Annotated in this window: 15 protein-coding genes and 1 tRNA gene; 10 read left to right on the forward strand and 6 right to left on the reverse strand. The window is 33.1% G+C overall.

Annotation, left to right across the window (positions count from 1 at the left end):
• The first annotated feature begins 243 nt into the window (after positions 1–243).
• The 3 genes from B8T70_RS13150 (at position 244) to B8T70_RS13160 (ending at position 3,933) form a co-directional block, all read left to right on the forward strand.
• The gene (locus tag B8T70_RS13150; RefSeq protein ID WP_086895167.1) at positions 244–804 is read left to right on the forward strand and encodes a porin family protein; all 561 of its coding nucleotides are present in this window, start codon (positions 244–246) and stop codon (positions 802–804) included.
• Between the two features lie 142 nt (positions 805–946).
• On the forward strand, positions 947–1,360 hold the full coding sequence (aroQ, locus tag B8T70_RS13155; RefSeq protein WP_039112270.1) for a type II 3-dehydroquinate dehydratase: 414 nt from the start codon (positions 947–949) through the stop codon (positions 1,358–1,360).
• An 83-nt stretch (positions 1,361–1,443) separates the two neighbouring features.
• The gene (locus B8T70_RS13160; protein WP_086895139.1) at positions 1,444–3,933 is read left to right on the forward strand and encodes a DUF5686 and carboxypeptidase regulatory-like domain-containing protein; all 2,490 of its coding nucleotides are present in this window, start codon (positions 1,444–1,446) and stop codon (positions 3,931–3,933) included.
• Between the two features lie 399 nt (positions 3,934–4,332).
• On the opposite strand, the gene B8T70_RS13165 is transcribed toward B8T70_RS13160, so the two are convergent.
• From B8T70_RS13165 to B8T70_RS13180, 4 genes are all read right to left on the reverse strand, one after another.
• The gene (locus tag B8T70_RS13165) at positions 4,333–5,208 is read right to left on the reverse strand and encodes a cation diffusion facilitator family transporter (RefSeq protein ID WP_039118052.1); all 876 of its coding nucleotides are present in this window, start codon (positions 5,206–5,208) and stop codon (positions 4,333–4,335) included.
• A 13-nt stretch (positions 5,209–5,221) separates the two neighbouring features.
• Positions 5,222–6,532, reverse strand: coding sequence for a UDP-N-acetylglucosamine 1-carboxyvinyltransferase (gene murA / locus B8T70_RS13170; protein ID WP_086895140.1), 1,311 nt, complete (start codon positions 6,530–6,532; stop codon positions 5,222–5,224).
• A 216-nt stretch (positions 6,533–6,748) separates the two neighbouring features.
• Positions 6,749–7,471, reverse strand: a complete 723-nt coding sequence (locus B8T70_RS13175) for a DUF4290 domain-containing protein (RefSeq protein ID WP_039112274.1) — start codon at positions 7,469–7,471, stop codon at positions 6,749–6,751.
• Between the two features lie 2 nt (positions 7,472–7,473).
• Positions 7,474–7,770, reverse strand: coding sequence for a DUF493 family protein (locus tag B8T70_RS13180; RefSeq protein WP_039112275.1), 297 nt, complete (start codon positions 7,768–7,770; stop codon positions 7,474–7,476).
• Positions 7,771–7,999: 229 nt separating this feature from the next.
• On the opposite strand from B8T70_RS13180, the gene B8T70_RS13185 reads away from it, so the two are divergent.
• The 6 genes from B8T70_RS13185 (at position 8,000) to B8T70_RS13210 (ending at position 13,748) form a co-directional block, all read left to right on the forward strand.
• A complete protein-coding gene (locus tag B8T70_RS13185; protein WP_242667474.1) occupies positions 8,000–8,923 on the forward strand; it encodes an alpha/beta hydrolase in 924 nt (307 codons plus the stop codon).
• 246 nt (positions 8,924–9,169) lie between these two features.
• Positions 9,170–9,703 (forward strand): AAA family ATPase, encoded by a 534-nt coding sequence (locus B8T70_RS13190; protein ID WP_039112277.1) that lies wholly within the window; start codon positions 9,170–9,172, stop codon positions 9,701–9,703.
• A gap of 65 nt (positions 9,704–9,768) precedes the next feature.
• Complete coding sequence (locus B8T70_RS13195) at positions 9,769–11,661, forward strand: ATP-dependent DNA helicase RecQ (protein WP_086895141.1); 1,893 nt, start codon at positions 9,769–9,771, stop codon at positions 11,659–11,661.
• Positions 11,661–12,608 (forward strand): methionyl-tRNA formyltransferase, encoded by a 948-nt coding sequence (fmt, locus tag B8T70_RS13200; RefSeq protein ID WP_086895142.1) that lies wholly within the window; start codon positions 11,661–11,663, stop codon positions 12,606–12,608. Before B8T70_RS13195 ends, fmt begins: the two co-directional genes overlap by 1 nt.
• A 180-nt stretch (positions 12,609–12,788) precedes the next feature.
• A complete protein-coding gene (locus B8T70_RS13205; RefSeq protein ID WP_017498096.1) occupies positions 12,789–13,061 on the forward strand; it encodes an HU family DNA-binding protein in 273 nt (90 codons plus the stop codon).
• Between the two features lie 126 nt (positions 13,062–13,187).
• Complete coding sequence (locus B8T70_RS13210) at positions 13,188–13,748, forward strand: YqgE/AlgH family protein (RefSeq protein WP_039112398.1); 561 nt, start codon at positions 13,188–13,190, stop codon at positions 13,746–13,748.
• On the opposite strand, the gene B8T70_RS13215 is transcribed toward B8T70_RS13210, so the two are convergent.
• Together B8T70_RS13215 and B8T70_RS13220 are read right to left on the reverse strand one after the other, a co-directional pair.
• Positions 13,749–14,582, reverse strand: coding sequence for an aminotransferase class IV (locus tag B8T70_RS13215; RefSeq protein ID WP_086895143.1), 834 nt, complete (start codon positions 14,580–14,582; stop codon positions 13,749–13,751). It lies immediately after the preceding gene.
• Between the two features lie 55 nt (positions 14,583–14,637).
• Positions 14,638–15,030: an START-like domain-containing protein gene (locus B8T70_RS13220; protein ID WP_035620801.1), complete on the reverse strand. Its 393-nt coding sequence runs from the start codon at positions 15,028–15,030 to the stop codon at positions 14,638–14,640.
• A 153-nt stretch (positions 15,031–15,183) separates the two neighbouring features.
• On the opposite strand from B8T70_RS13220, the gene B8T70_RS13225 reads away from it, so the two are divergent.
• Positions 15,184–15,260, forward strand: a tRNA-Met gene (locus B8T70_RS13225).
• Positions 15,261–15,423 lie beyond the last annotated feature (163 nt).

The following is a 15,423-nucleotide window of genomic DNA, read 5'->3' on the forward strand; positions in this document are numbered from 1 at the left end:
TATATAATAATATTAACATAAAATACTATTAATTAAAAAATGGGATGTAAATTCTATAAAACAATCTTTTATAAGTATAATTGAGTACCAGGCAATAGCAAGTATTTTTGTCCTTGAACAATCAAATTTGCTAGTAATTATTTAATGTATAAAATTGGAATCTTTCTAATATTTAAACAATATTTGCAAATTATAAGAGTTTTAACTTACAGAAAAATCAATCAAACTTTTAAAAAGAATTTTATGAAAAGAATAATTTTAGTAGCTGTACTGTTCATAGCAACATCAGCAACAATGCAAGCACAATTATTACGTTTTGGTGTAAAAGCAGGGGTTAACTTTGCAAATCAAACTGGGGATAGTGCTTTTGACGGAATTGAAGTAGATAAAGAAGGAATCACTAGTTACCATGCGGGTGTAGTAGCGGAAATTAAATTACTTGAAAAATTCTCTATTCAGCCTGAGCTTTTATACTCTACTCAAGGAGCAACTTATAAAACTGCTGTTGATGAATTTAAAAATGAATTAGGATATTTATCTATTCCTGTAATGGCTAAGTTTTATTTAACTAAATCATTTAGTTTAGAATTAGGACCTCAAGCATCTTTCTTATTAAGTGAGAAAAATGATTTTGATGTGAAAAATGGTAAAACTTTCGAGTTCGGTCTTAATGCAGGATTAGGATTTAAACTTACTGAAAACATTTTTGTCCAAGGTCGTTACGGAATAGGATTAACTGAAGCTTCAAAAAATGCAGATGTTAAAAACTCTGTTTTCCAACTTTCAGCTGGATTCATGTTCTAAGAAATAATATCACATACTTTTATAAAAACCGTTCTATTTATTGGAACGGTTTTTTTATTTTTACACCGCTACTAATGAAATGTTTTGGGTGAAATGTAAAATGGATTCAAAAACAAATCAGAATTGCTTAAAATTATAATACATGAAAATTATCATTATAAACGGACCAAATTTGAATCTTTTAGGAAAAAGAGAACCTGAAGTTTACGGATCTCAAACTTTTGAAGATTACTTTGAAACATTACAAACATCTTTCCCATCTATTGAACTAAGTTATTATCAAAGTAATATCGAAGGCGAATTAATTGGAAAAATACAAGAATTTGGTTTTAACTATGATGGTATTATTCTAAATGCTGGTGCTTATACACATACCTCAATAGGTATTGGCGATGCTATAAAAGCTGTTACGACTCCTGTTATCGAAGTACATATTTCTAATACTTATGCACGCGAAAGTTTCCGCCACCAATCGTATATTTCTGGAAATGCCAAAGGCGTTATTCTTGGTTTTGGTCTAAAAAGTTACGAGCTTGCCATACGCTCTTTTTTATAGTTAAAGCGCTATAAATCATTTAACATAGTTTTAATAGGTTCATTTCTAACTTCTTTTATTTTTGAAATAAGAAATGTACCTATATGAAAAACTTTATTTTATTTGCCTTTTTACTACTTTCATTTTCAAATTACGCACAGATTAAAGGAACAATTTCGGATGAAAAAGGAAACCCTTTACCATTTGTTTCTATCTTCGAAGAGAATACATACAACAGTACTACATCTAACGAACAAGGAAAATACCAGCTCAATGTAAAAGAGATTGGCAAGAACAAAATCATATTTCAATATTTAGGGTTTAAAGCTCAAAAACTAACTGTTCCCTCTTCTGCATCACTATACACACTGGACGTAAAACTACTGGAAGAAAACTTCACTCTTAACGAAGTAATAATTAATCCTAAGGATAATCCCGCCAATGACATTATAAGAAGTGCAATTGCCAATAAAAAAGACAATTCGGAAAAAACAGGACGATACACAGCCGATTTTTATTCTAAAGGAATGTTCAAAATTAAAGATTTACCTAAAAAGATAATGGGTCTTAAAGTAGATATTGGTGATGAAATGGCCTCTAATCTCGACTCTACAGGAACGGGTGTTTTGTATCTATCTGAAACTATTTCTAAAATTACATTTGAGAAACCTGATAATCTTAAGGAGAAAATTATCGCTTCTAAAATTTCAGGTAACAATAAAGGGTATAGCTATAATACGGCAAGTTTATCTACTTATGATTTTTATAATAACACATTAAAGTTTGGCGTAAGAATGATTTCTCCTATTGCCGATAATGCCTTTAATTACTACAAATACAAACTAGAAGGAACTTTCTTTGACGAGAACAACCAGCAAATAAACAAAATAAAGGTTATCCCTAAACGTGATAAAGAACCAGTTTTTGAAGGATATATCTATATTATCGATGATAGTTTTGCCATTTATGCCATTGATCTCGATATAAAAGGGTATCGAATCAAGAATGAGCTAACGCAAATAATGAATCTTAAACAAAGCTTTAGTTATAATTCTAAAAATAAATTGTGGGCAAAAAATGCTCAAAGTTTATCTTTTACTGCTGGAGCATTTGGGGTTCAATTTACAGGAAAGTTTAATTATGTATATACCAATTATGAATTTCCTGATTCTTTCGAAAAGAAAACTTTCACTAATGAAATCGTAAGTTTTGAAGCTAATGCTAATAAAAAAGATGATTCTTATTGGAATTCTATCCGCCCAATTCCTTTAACCATAGAAGAAAGTACAGATTATATCAAGAAAGATAGTTTACAAACTATTCGAACATCGAGAAAATATACCGATTCTATTGATGCCAAGAATAACAAGTTTAATTTCTTTGACATTTTACTTGGTCATGAACACAAAAATACTTTCGAGAAATATTCGTTTAAGTATAACGGACTATTCGATTTAAGCGCTCTCAGTTTTAATACTGTTCAGGGTTTTAATATTGGAACTGGTTTTTCTTATAAAAATTGGAATGAGGAAAAAGGCAAAGAAACCTCTATAAGTACCGCAATAAATTATGGTTTCTCAGATGAGCGTTTACGTGTTACTGGGGAGTTTAAGCATACCTTTAATCATCAAAATTATGCTACAATCTTTGCTTCTGGAGGTACAAAAGTAAACCAGTTTAATAATACTGAACCTATAAGTAATTTTATTAACTCGGTAAGTTCTTTATTCTTTAAGGATAACTATATGAAGGTTTACAATCTGGAATTTGCTCAACTAGCCTATACTCAAAATGTAGCCAACGGCATTACTATAGGTGCAAAAGTTGCGTACGAGCTACGTAAACCTCTTTTTAATACTACCGATTACTCTTTCTTTAATAAGGATGATTTTTACTCTTCTAACAATCCGCTTGCGCCAAATGACTTTGTGAATTCACCTTTTGAGAAACATCATTTGGTAAAAGCTAATTTGAACACTAGAATTAGTTTTGGTAACAAATATATTTCCAGACCAGACGGAAAATATAATATTAAGAATGAGAAATACCCAACCTTATCTTTAGGTTATGAAAAAGCTTTAGCAGCCAGCGAGAAAAAGTATGAATTTGATCTTATAAGTGCAGCAGTACGATATGATTTAACTTTAGGAAATAAAGGGCTTTTGGGAATAAACATAAAAGCTGGTAAATTTTTTAATGCCGAGAACATCGCTTTTATGGATTACAAACATTTTAACGGAAACCAAACTCATATTGGTCAAGCCGATAGATATCTGAATGTATTTAATCTGTTACCATATTACACAAATAGCACAAACGATAGCTATTTTGAAGTTCATATGGAGCATAATGACAATGGATATATTATGAACAAGATTCCTTTATTGAATAAATTAAAATCAACTTTAAATATAGGATTCCATTCTCTTGAAATTCCAAATACTAAGCCCTATTCTGAATTTACAGTTGGATTAGACAATCTTGGTTTCGGAAAATTCAGAATGTTTCGTATAGATTATGTTCACTCTTATCAAAACGGAATACAACAAAACGGAGTCGTTTTTGGATTGAAGTTTCTTAATATCCTAGAGTAGTTTAGTGATGATTTCAAGCAGATCCCTTCCAAACTTGTCACTTCGACAAAGGAGAAATCACATTAGTAAGTAGAAATTTGAGGATGAATCTTTGACAAAGTAAAAAAACTTTGACAAAGTTACCTTAGTCCCTCAGAACCTTTGAACCTTTGTTCTTGAACCTTTGAACCTTAAAAAAAAATCCGTTTACTCTATATAAAAGAATAAACGGATTTCGTTTTTTGTCTTGCTAAAAGAAACCTTAGCTCCTCAGAACCTTTGTTCCTTTGAACCTTTAAAAAACCTTTGAACCTTAAAAAAAAAACCGTTTACTCTATATAAAAGAATAAACGGATTTCGTTTTTTGTCTTGCTAAAAGAAACCTTAGTACCTCAGAACCTCTGTCTCTTTGAACCTTCCTCAATGATAATCATCTGGTTCAATATGAATTAAAACATTCCCTAATTGGGGGATTTTTTCTTTTAGTGTATCTTGTAATTTATGTGAAAGTTCATGTCCTTCTTTTACCGAAATTTTAGCCGATACGATGGCGTGAAGATCTACATGGTACTTCATTCCTGCTTTACGAATAAAACATTTCTCTGTTCCCAGAATACCTACTACGGTTAAAGATTTTATTCTGATTTCTTCGACTAAATCATCATTCAAATTTTCGTCCATTATTTCGCCAAGCGCAGGTCTGAAAATTTTATAGCTGTTGTATAAAATAAAGAAAGCTGCAAAAAGTGCTGCCCAATCGTCGGCAGATTCGTAACCTTTCCCCATGATTAGCGCAATCGAAATTCCGATAAAAGCGGCTACAGATGTAATTGCATCACTACGATGGTGCCAGGCATCTGCTGCTAATGATGAACTATTGGTTTGTTTGCTACGTTTCATTACCAGTCGAAAAGAATATTCTTTCCAAACAATAATTGCTCCTAATACATACAAGGTCCAGGATTTTGGTAAATCATGTGGATTCTGAATATTTGCAATACTTTCGTAACCAATAATTGTTGCTGAAGTAATTAAAAATCCAACAACCAAAAATGTGATTAAAGGTTCTGCACGACCATGTCCGTAAGGATGATTTTCATCTGCTGGTTTGTTAGAATATTTAATTCCGAATAGTACCAAACAGGACGAAAATATATCGGTAGTCGATTCAATCGCGTCTGCAATTAAGGCATAAGAATTGCCAAAAAAACCTGCCAAGCCTTTTATAACGGCTAAGCAGGTGTTTCCAACTATACTAAAGTATGTAGCTTTTATAGCTTTTTGTTCATTCGTCATTTGAGGATTTTATCTACGCTCTCACGATTTTTGCTCCAATTGCTCTTAAACGCTCGTCGATACGTTCGTATCCACGGTCGATTTGTTCTATATTTTGTATTGTACTTGTTCCTTTTGCTGATAGAGCTGCAATTAATAATGAGATTCCAGCACGAATATCTGGAGATGACATTGTTGTTGCTTTTAATTGTGACTCGAAGTTATGTCCCATAACAACGGCTCTATGCGGATCACATAACATAATTTTTGCCCCCATGTCAATTAGTTTGTCTACGAAAAACAAACGGCTTTCGAACATTTTTTGGTGAATTAAAACATCTCCTTTTGCTTGTGTTGCCACAACCAAAACAATACTTAATAAATCTGGTGTAAATCCTGGCCATGGCGCATCGGCAATGGTTAAGATTGATCCATCGATATCAGTTTTAACTTCATATCCATTTACGTGAGCAGGGATATAAATATCATCACCACGTTTTTCTATTGTGATTCCTAATTTTCTGAATGTATTAGGGATAAGCCCTAAGTTTTCCCAACTTACATTCTTGATTGTGATTTCGCTTTTTGTCATTGCTGCCAATCCTATCCAAGATCCGATTTCGATCATATCTGGAAGAATTCTGTGCTCGCAACCTCCTAATTTTTCTACTCCCTCGATTGTTAGTAAGTTTGAACCTACTCCTGAGATTTTTGCTCCCATAGAGTTCAACATCTTACACAATTGTTGCAAGTAAGGCTCGCAAGCTGCGTTGTAAACTGTTGTTTGTCCTTTGGCTAAAACTGCTGCCATTACAATATTTGCAGTTCCTGTTACAGATGCTTCATCAAGCAACATATCAGTTCCTATTAATCCTTCTGGAGCTTCAACACCATAAAAGTGATCTTCTCTGTTGTATCTAAATTTTGCTCCTAGATTAATGAATCCCTCAAAGTGAGTATCTAATCTACGACGACCTATTTTATCTCCTCCTGGTTTAGGAATATATCCTTTTCCGAAACGTGCCAAAAGCGGCCCAACAATCATGATTGAACCACGAAGTGCTCCACCTTCTTTCTTGAAAGCTTCAGTTTCCAGGTAGTTTACATTTACCTCATCGGCTTGAAATATAATTGAACCTGGTTCGTTTTTTTGAATTTTTACGCCTAAATTTCCTAAAAGCGTAATTAATTTATTGATATCAATAATATCAGGAATGTTATTAATCTTTACTTTTTCTGAGGTTAAAAGTACCGCGCATAAAATTTGTAACGCTTCATTTTTTGCTCCTTGTGGAGTGATTTCTCCTTTTAAAGGAATTCCACCTTCGATTTTAAAAATTCCCATATTCTTCTTTTAAGATTCTTCTTTTTTAAGTTTCTAAGGTTCTAAGATTCTAAGTTTTCTCTTTTCAAAAAATCTTAGCAACTTAGTTACTTAGATGCTTAGCAACTTTTTTTTACTTCTGATTATTCTTTTATAGTTTCTAAGGCTCTGAGATTCTAAGGTTCTGAGCTAAAAAACCTTAGCTACTTAGTCACTTAGTGTCTTAGCAACTTTTTTTTACTTCTGATTGTTATTCTTTTGAAACGGCTTTGATTTCCCTGGTCCTTTTATATTCTTATTGTTCTGAATTTTAGGCTGTCCAGCTGGTGTGATTTTATTAGATATACGCTTATTAGTACGTAATAAATCTGTTGTGTTTAGGAGTTCTTCTGTGCTTTGTAGAAGATTTATTTTACCATCTGACAGTTCGTACAAATGTTCAAAAATAACATCATCTTTTACGGTATCCTTGTTCCAGCTCAGGTAAGATTTTTTCATGTGATTGGCAATTACCAATACTAATGCATTTTTCATCTCTCCATCTTCCCATTTGTTAGCAACATCTATCATGTATTTGATATTGTTACCATAATACCTGTATTTTGGGTAATTTTGAGGGTATTTTAACACATCTGGTTTTAGCTGTAATACTTCGCGAGAAGGGATTGGGTAAGGAGATTCAACATCTAATTTAAAATCAGACATGATAAAAAGCTGATCCCAAAGTTTGTGTTGAAAATCGGGTACATCGCGCAAATGCGGATTCAAGCTTCCCATTACCTGAATAATATATTTGGCTGCTTTGTTACGTTGTTCAACGTCTTCAATAGCAGTAGCCTGATCTATCAATTTTTGCAAATGACGACCATACTCTGGAATGATTAAATGTTGTCTTTCAGAATTGTATTCTAAATTAAAAACAACATCATTCGCATTTTCTTTTTTATATTTTTCGATCATATTTATAGTGAAACTATACCTTCAATTGTAGAAACTTCTTGGTATTTACTGATTACTTCATCTGAGCTTTTCATAGTAACATCTACCGAAACACTGGTAAACTTACCCGTTTTGGATTTTGTAGTTTTAATTACTGCTCCCATACTATCAAAAGCTTTCTCTACGCGCTCAACATTATCTGCTACTGAAGGCACAATAAATTTATACAAATATTCTGCTGGCCAAGTGTTACTGTTGTCTAACTCAACCTTTAATCTTTCGTAAAATTCGGCGGTGGTTTTTTCTTTATCTTCGTCCATTCTTTCATTAAAATAGACGCAAATATACGGTTTTGATTTGAGATTTTATATTTAGCATTTATGATTTTTTTATAATGCGAAACATTAACCCTAATTAACCTTATTTTACTCTTTTACAAGACCAAACACGCTTCTTTAAATTTGTTAAAACTCGGGATTTTAGCCTATCCTGTTTTATTATTTTATCTTTGGGTAATTGAACACGCATTATAATAAAAATACCACCACAATGAGAATGCCTTTTTTACATTTATTACTTTTTATCTCTTTTACTTCATTTTCTATTACTGCACAAGAAATCAAAACGTTAACTTATTTCGAGAATGATTCCATTAAACTAGATCTTGATTTATACTTGCCCCTAAAAAAATCAGACAAGAAAATACCGCTTGTAATTTTTGCTCACGGTGGCGGCTTTTCGGGTGGTGATCGTTTTGGTGAAAAAAATTTCGCCATGAGTCTTGCTCAAAACGGAATCGCAGTTGCTAGTATTTCGTACACTTTATATATGAAGAACAAAGATTTTGGATGCAACTCAACTTTACCTGAAAAAATTAAAACCATTCAAATTGGTGTTAGCGATATGTGGCAAGCAACTTCTTTTATGATTAAAAATAAAGGCTCCTATAATATCGATGCTTCGAAGATTTTTATCGCCGGAATTAGCGCTGGTGCCGAAATTGCATTTCATGCTACTTTTTGGGATTACTCTATAATGAATTTATATTCGGATAACTTACCTAGTGATTTTAAATATGCAGGACTTATCGGCGGATCTGGCGCGATTATGAATGTAGATTTTATTAATGCTAAAAATGCGATTCCGATGTTGCTTTCTCACGGAAGTGAAGATTCCACCGTTCCTTACGCAACTGGCTCGCATCGTTCCTGCCCAAATGATTCTATGGGCTTTATGACTCTTTCGGGTTCTTATTCGGTTTACAATAAAATGACTTCTCTTAAAAAAAATATCGTACTTATTACCTCTTGCGGTGGCGGACATGAATTTTGCGGTTATCTATTTGGCAAAGGGCCTGATTATGTTCTTGGATTTATAAACAATGTAATCGCAAAAAGGAAATTTGAATCGCATATTATTATTCCGAATACGAAGAAATCGGAAAGTTTATCTGAATATTCTTTTTGCAATTAAAAAAAAGCTTTACGCTTAAAGCTTTACGCCTTACACTTTTTACCAAATTAATCCTAGTACAAAAAATTATAACCTCAATAGCCCTGATGGAAGTGCAAATCCTTTTTCTTTTTTCTTTAAAAAGGAAAAGATTGAAGCGAACAGCAGGAACTTTACCTACAAAAAAATCCTAAATCATTCGCTTCAAGAAAATAATCTTGTATAATACCAATAAGTTTAGGTAAATTTGCACTTTATTTTTAGAAAGTGCAGAAAGAAATTATTGTTATTATTGGTGGCCCGGGTACGGGAAAGTCTACTATTATTGATGGTTTGGTAGCCGATGGATATTGCTGTTATCCCGAAATTTCGAGACAAGTAACACTGGAGGCCCAAAAAGAAGGAATCGAACAATTGTTTCTTGAAAAGCCCTTGTTGTTTAGCGAAAAGTTACTCGAAGGACGGATTAAACAATTCGAGAACGCACAACAAGAACCTTCGGAAGTTGTGTTTATTGACCGCGGAATTCCTGATGTTGTAGCCTATATGGATTATATAGGTGATGATTATCCGGAACATTTTAAAGCTGCGTGCGAAGACTGCAAATATTCTAAAATTTTTCTGCTTCCACCCTGGGAAGAAATTTACATGAGTGACGGTGAACGTTACGAAAATTTTGAACAAGCCAAAACTATTTACAGCCATCTGGTAGAAACGTATAAAAAATACGGTTACGAACTTATTGAGGTTCCTAAAGATACTGTATCTAACCGAATTCTTTATATCTTAGATAAAATTTAGTCGGAGTTTTTAAGGTTGGTAAAACTAGAAACTGTTTTCTAAATTGTTAACTTTAATCCTGACAAATGCAAGAAGCATTATCGATTCTTCAAAAATACTGGAAACATGATAGTTTCCGACCTTTGCAAAACGAAATCATTGATTCGGTTTTAAATGGTCAGGATACTTTTGCCTTATTGCCAACTGGTGGTGGAAAATCTATTTGTTTTCAGGTTCCGTCGATGATGAGAGAAGGAATCTGTCTGGTAGTTTCGCCTTTGGTAGCGTTAATGAAGGATCAGGTTGCTAATTTGCAAAAAAGAAACATAAAGGCAATTGCTCTTACTGGCGGAATCGCTACTGAAGAAATTATTAATCTTCTTGACAATTGCCAATTTGGGAATTATAAATTTTTATACCTGTCACCAGAACGATTGCAATCGGACTGGATTCTTGACCGCATAAAAAACTTACCTATAAATTTTATTGCCATAGATGAGGCACATTGTGTCTCGCAATGGGGACATGATTTTCGTCCTGCATATTTAAAGATTTCGGAATTAAAGAAACATTTCCCTAAGATTCCGTTTCTTGCTCTAACTGCAACGGCGACTCCAAGGGTTATTGAAGACATCAAAACTGAATTAGGCTTAAAAGACCCAAAACTTTTCCAGCAATCTTTTGCCAGAGAAAATATCGCCTACATGGTTTTTGAGGTCGAAGATAAATTATACAGAACGGAGCAGATTCTTAAAAAAAATCCGCAACCATCTATTATATATGTACGCAATAGAAAATCTTGTTTGAGTATTTCGGCTCAATTACAATCTTTGGGTTTTAAAGCTACCTATTATCATGGTGGCCTTACTACTAAAGAAAAAGACAAGAATATGCAATTATGGATGAGCGAAGAAGCTCAGGTTATTGTTGCCACAAATGCTTTTGGGATGGGGATTGATAAACCCAATGTAAAAACTGTAATTCACACCCAATTACCCGAAAACATCGAAAACTATTATCAGGAATCTGGACGTGCGGGACGTAATGGCGAAAAATCTTTTTCGGTTTTACTCACTAGCGCATCAGACACTGCTAATGCCGAAAATCAGTTTATTCAAAATTTAGCCGATAAAAGCTTCCTTAAAAAGATGTACGTTAAGCTTTGTAATTATTTTCAGATTGCCTACGGCGAAGGAATTAATGAAGAGTTTGCTTTTAATCTGAATCGGTTTTGCCATAAATACGACTTCCCTACTTTAAAAACATACAACGCTTTACAGTTTTTAGACCGTCAAGGAATTATTACTTTATCTCAAAGTTTTTCGGAAAAAATCACAATGCAATTTCTTATCGAATCGAGAGAGGTAATACGTTATACAAGCCTAAACTCTAATGACGAGGAAATTATTCTGGCAATTTTGCGTACTTACCCTGGTATTTACGAAATGAAAACTCCGTTTAACCTGCAATTGATTGCTAAAAAATCGAATAGCTCTGAAGCTGAAGTTCATACCGTTTTAGAAAAATTAAAAGAAAAAGAAATCATTGAGTATAATAGCAAAAACAATGATGCCTCTATATTATTTAATGAAGTACGAGAAGATGACCTTACTATTAATAGGGTCTCGAAATATCTTGAAAAACAGAACAACCTAAAGAAAGACCAATTACAATCGGTTCTGGACTATGTAAACGAGAAAAAAACTTGCAAAAGCAAATTGATCCTGGATTATTTTGGAGAAAAAACAACTACCGATTGTGGCATTTGTTCTTATTGTATTACCAAAAAAGTCAAAAAGACAAACAACTCTGTCGCACAAACTATTCTTGATTTATTAAAAACTGAAGATTTGAGCTCTAGAGACATCCAAACACGCACTAACAATAGTGCCGATGATGTTGTTCATACTTTACAAGAATTACTAGAGGACAATCGTATCATAATAAAACCGAATAATAAATATACATTAAAATCATAATGGAAAAATTAAGAATCATATTTATGGGAACTCCTGAATTTGCAGTAGGAATTCTGGATACCATAATAAAGAACAATTATAATGTTGTAGGTGTTATTACCGCAGCAGACAAACCAGCAGGACGTGGCCAGAAAATAAAATATTCGGCTGTAAAAGAATATGCGTTAGCAAATAACCTTCCTTTATTACAACCTACCAATTTAAAAGACGAAGATTTTTTATCGGAGTTAAAATCTTTAAATGCTAATTTGCAAATTGTTGTTGCTTTTAGAATGTTACCTAAAGTTGTTTGGGAGATGCCTTCGTTAGGAACATTTAATCTTCATGCTTCTCTCCTTCCTAATTACCGCGGTGCTGCTCCTATAAACTGGGCTATAATAAATGGTGAAACCAAAACTGGTGTTACTACCTTTTTTATAGATGATAAAATTGATACCGGAGCAATGATTCTTAGTTCTGAAACAGAAATAGAACCAACAGAAAATGCAGGTCAACTTCATGACCGCTTAATGCAGTTAGGAAGTGAAACTGTTATAGAGACTTTGCAAGCTATTGAATCAGGTAACGTAACCACTATAATTCAGGAAGACAATGCCGAAATTAAAACGGCATACAAACTAAATAAAGAAAACTGCAAAATAGACTGGACAAAACCAGCATCTGTAATTAATGATTTAATAAGAGGCTTAAGCCCTTATCCTGCAGCCTGGACTTTTCTTAAAGATAAAGAGGAAGAATTAAGTGTAAAAATCTATGAAGCCAAACCTATTTTGGAAGCTCATAATCTAGAAATAGGCACTTTAATTAGCACCAAAAAAGAGATTAAAATTGCAGTTACTGATGGCTATATTCAATTATTAAGTCTACAATTGCCCGGAAAAAAACGAATGGCGGTTGCAGAATTACTAAATGGGATTACTTTTTCTGACAACACAAAGGTCTACTAACATCAACAAAATAAGGCTACTCACTAAATTTAGTGATGCTTTTGGGTTGCTTTATGAACAAAAAAAGCAAGTTATTAACAATTCAAACTAAAATTAAACAAAACACTTGCAAGGAACGTATTTCCTACTAAATTTGTGTATTGACAATTTTTTTTAACCAACAATTAATAACTAATTATTATGAACAAATCAGAATTAATCGATGCTATTGCTGCTGATGCAGGAATTACAAAAGCTGCGGCAAAATTAGCTTTAGAATCATTTTTAGGAAACGTAGGTGCTACTTTGAAAAAAGGTGGGAGAGTATCATTGGTAGGTTTTGGATCTTGGTCAGTATCAGCAAGAGCTGCGAGAGACGGTAGAAACCCTCAAACTGGAAAAACTATTCAAATCGCTGCTAAAAATGTTGTAAAATTCAAAGCAGGTGCTGAATTAGAAGGTGCAGTTAACTAAGAACAAGTTACATACGCTTTTAATATAATTAAAACCTTCCATATGGAAGGTTTTTTTTTGCCGTTTAACGATTTTATTTACGATTTTAAAAAATTTATTCTTAAATTTAATAAAAATTGTAACGATATGATTTCAGAAAAATTAAAAAAAGGACACCTGCTTATTGCCGAGCCTTCTATAATTGGAGACTTATCATTTAACAGGTCAGTGATTCTATTAGCAGATCACAATGAACAAGGTTCAATAGGTTTCATCATAAATAAGCCACTTAAATATACTATTAATGACTTAATTCCCGAAATCCAAGCCACGTTCAAGATTTATAATGGAGGTCCAGTTGAGCAGGATAATCTCTACTTTATCCATAATATACCCGATTTAATTCCGAATAGTGTCGAAATTTCAAATGGTATATATTGGGGAGGAGATTTTGAGTCTACAAAAGACTTAATTAATAGTGGAGCAATCAATAAGAACAATATACGTTTCTTTTTGGGCTACACTGGTTGGGATGAAAACCAACTCGAAACAGAAATGCAGGGTAACTCCTGGATTATAGCCGATAATAATTATAAAAATAAAATTATCGGAAAATCACCAACCCATTTCTGGAAAGAACAAATTATCGAACTGGGAGGCGATTATCTTATTTGGTCTAATGCACCAGAGAATCCGTATCTCAATTAATTAAGCAATACTTTCATTAAGTTTTTGCGTTAAGATAACTGATATCTTAGTCGTAAAATCTTTCTTTCTGTATTTGGTTATTGGTTGAATCCCTTTTATAACATTAGTAAGAAACAATTCGTCGGCTTTTTGAAGATCAAACGGCGATATTGGTTCTTCTACAACTTCTATGTCTGTTAGTTTTTTGGCAAGGGCTAAAATTTGTTTACGCATCACGCCATTCAAACATCCTTCAGAAACTGGTGGTGTCATTAATTTATTACCCAACAACATAAACAAATTTCCTTGTAATGCTTCGATTGCATTCTTACTATCATTTAACAAAATACAATTATCCAGTCCGTTTTCATTTGCAAAAATACTTCCTGTGATATTTATTATTTTATTTGTCGTTTTTATTGATGACAATAATTGCTTGGTAACATAAAAATCCTTGTACAAATCGACTTCGTATGGATTCTCATTTACTTCGTATGCTTTATTATCCAAAGCTGTCGCATGGATTAAAAAAGATACTGTGTTGTTTTGAGGTAAATAATATCCGCCGTCATTACGATATACTGTAATTCTTGCTCTTGCCGAATCGGCAATAGAATTATGATTAAGCAATGAAAGGATTTGCTCCTCTAGATATTCCATTGTAAAGTTCATAGGAATCTCCATTCGAACTACACGCATTGAAGCCATTAACCTAAAATAGTGATCCTCAAGAAAGAGGATTTTATTATTTACTATTTTAAGTGTTTCAAAAACACCATCTCCATACAAAAAAGCGCGATTTTGAATCAATAAATTATCGTCCTGCGCTACTATGTTCCCGTTAAAATTAATCATAAAAAAACCCTGAATTTTTGTTCAGGGCAAATATAAGTTATAAAATAGACTTTTACTAAACTGATCCGATAAGATGTTTTAGATCTGATATTTGATTTTCCCATAATTGTTTCGCTTCTCCAAGCTCATCTTTTTCGGCAAAATCGACTACCATAAGCGAAACATCTTTCGTTATTTCGTCTACGAGAATATGCAGTTCAAAGAAATACTCTGTGTCTTTGCTGCTTTCGTCAACCCATTTAAACTTAACTTTTTCGCCCGTTTTTTTGGATGCTAAACGTGCTTTTTCCTGAGAATCATTCCAGATGAATGTAAAAAACTCTCCACGTGAATTTACATTATCAGCAAACCATTCAGACAATCCTGATGGTGTAGATATATACTGATACAACAACTGCGGAGATGAATTTATAGGAAACTCGATTTCGTAACGTACTTTTAGATCCATGTGCCAGATTTAATTTTTTGGAAATATAAGAATATATCTCTGAAAAAAAGAGTTTTTTAAAAATATTTTTTTTTCTTTCATTTCTGCTTGCTAACTCTAAATTTATTTCTATATTTGCACCCGCAATGAGGGACATACTCTTACTGCAAATATGGCGAGATAGCTCAGTTGGTTAGAGCGCAGGATTCATAACCCTGAGGTCCCGAGTTCAAATCTCGGTCTCGCTACCAAAACAAACCCTTAAACAACAATTGTTTAAGGGTTTTTTATTGAAATTATGCTTAGAAAATACTGCCCTAATCCTTTAGGACTGACGATAAAATCATAAATTTGAAGTGATAAAATTAACCTTAACTAAATATTTTAGCCGCAAAGATGCTACTTCAATCTCGC

The sequence above is a fragment of the Flavobacterium sp. AJR genome, assembly GCF_002156885.1.
Taxonomy (GTDB): Bacteria; Bacteroidota; Bacteroidia; order Flavobacteriales; family Flavobacteriaceae; genus Flavobacterium.